This window comes from Macrococcus brunensis, from assembly GCF_004359615.1.
In the GTDB taxonomy this organism is placed as follows: Bacteria; Bacillota; Bacilli; order Staphylococcales; family Staphylococcaceae; genus Macrococcus; species Macrococcus brunensis.
The window spans coordinates 1-1,364 of sequence record NZ_SCWA01000038.1; the positions used below are offsets into that span (position 1 = coordinate 1).

Genomic DNA, 1,364 nt, shown 5'->3' on the forward strand with positions numbered 1-1,364 from the left:
TGACCATCTGTAATTTGAATTCTGGACTGAAACTTCTTCTTTCACGTGACATAAATAAATCGCCTACTTTCTTAGATTAACAATATCTATTCACATAGAAATTGTCCAACTAAGTGTAGACGATTCAATAATTTTCTTTAAATCTTTAGATACATCTATCTTTTCCAATTCTTTGTTTTCCAAGAATTCTCTATGATAGATTTCAAATGTTCTAATCAACTCCACATGAAAAGCCTTCACATTATACGTATATGAGTTAGGTTTAATTAATTCAGATGTCAGAGTATAAAAAAGCGGAAAATTTGAATACCATTTATTGAGCACTTGATCTAAAATAGAACTTATTTTTTCATAATATATCACATTACTACTATCATGAAATTTTCCATCTGTATCTTGCGAGTATATTCTCGTTATTACTTTATCATTTCCATCAGAAATTACCATTTGTATTCGATCAAAAACAATATATTTATTCATAAATATATTCAAAAATAATTGAAGCTGATAAAAACTATAAAAACACCCGTTCAAATTTTTTTCAGGACTGAACTTTAATTTTAAATTTTTCTTTAAGATTATTTCATATTTCTCGTTTTTTACTTTTTCAAAATAGGATAAGCCATCAACCAATGATAATGTTTCAGAGATAAGATATAAATCCTTAGGATAATTATTAATTTCTTCATTCTTGTTACTAGTTAGGTAATTAAATCTTTTATTTATCCACTTACTAAGAAAATTGAAACTACAATTGATTGACTTAAACTGTGTATTATTATCAATAAACTCTCCAACCAATACCTCCTTTATTATATAACTATTCGTCGTAATTTTACTTCCGAATGAATGTGATATACAAAACAAATCTTTTAATGTGATTTTTTCTCCCTCTTCTGTAAAACCATATAAAAATTCTATATTGTTATATAATTCCCCCCAATCTTCTCTATATATTTTCAACGTAATTTTATTATCTTTTTTATACAAAGTACCACTAAACTTGTCATTTAAGTTTTCATTTATCGACCAGTATCCAAAAACTTCAAAGTCATCATTAATTGCAATCTTTGATAGCTTCATCGTAATCCTCCAGCCTATTATTTTATCGGAATCTACAACTAAAGTATTGATGGTATAATCTATATTTTATACATTGAATCGTCTACACTTAGTTGGACAATTTCTATGTGAATAGATATTGTTAATCTAAGAAAGTAGGCGATTTATTTATGTTACGTGAAAGAAGAAGTTTCAGTCCAGAATTCAAATTACAGATGGTCAAACTTTATGAGAATGGTAAACCTAGAAATGAAATTGTACGTGAGTATGACCTGACGCCTTCGGCATTAGGGAAATGGATC

Annotated in this window: 2 protein-coding genes; one reads left to right on the plus strand and one right to left on the minus strand. The window is 27.3% G+C overall.

The window, feature by feature from the left end; all coding sequences use genetic code 11:
* Positions 1 to 90: 90 nt before the first annotated feature.
* Complete coding sequence (locus ERX27_RS11080; RefSeq protein WP_133432851.1) at positions 91 to 1,083, minus strand: ApeA N-terminal domain 1-containing protein; 993 nt, start codon at positions 1,081 to 1,083, stop codon at positions 91 to 93.
* 149 nt (positions 1,084 to 1,232) lie between these two features.
* Here ERX27_RS11080 and ERX27_RS11085 point away from each other — a divergent pair.
* A partial coding sequence (locus tag ERX27_RS11085) for a transposase (RefSeq protein WP_165983082.1) occupies positions 1,233 to 1,364 on the plus strand: 132 nt, incomplete at its 3' end.